The sequence below is a fragment of the Parvimonas sp. D2 genome, from assembly GCF_035282635.1.
Classification (GTDB): domain Bacteria; phylum Bacillota; class Clostridia; order Tissierellales; family Peptoniphilaceae; genus Parvimonas.
On record NZ_JAYKBO010000102.1, the window covers coordinates 1 to 238 of the forward strand.

Annotated in this window: 1 pseudogene; it reads left to right on the forward strand. The window is 26.5% G+C overall.

Features of this window, described 5'->3' with window-relative positions:
- Window positions 1–30 precede the first annotated feature (30 nt).
- A pseudogene (locus tag VJI77_RS07730) lies at window positions 31–238 on the forward strand (aspartate/glutamate racemase family protein); the annotation flags it as partial.

The window sequence follows — 238 nt, forward strand, 5'->3', positions numbered from 1 at the left end:
AGTTTTTAGAAAAATATTTAGGAGGAAATAGTGTACAAATTAGGAGTTATCGGAGGTATGAGACCTTTAGCAACTGTTAAGTTCTACGATAAAGTCGTTTTAAATACTGAGGCGCATAATGACAATGAACATATTTATTTAATAGTGTTAAATAATTCAACAATGCCTGATAGAACAAGATGTATTATAGAAAATAAATATACTGAATTTCTAAATGAAATAAAAAAAGATTTGGAAA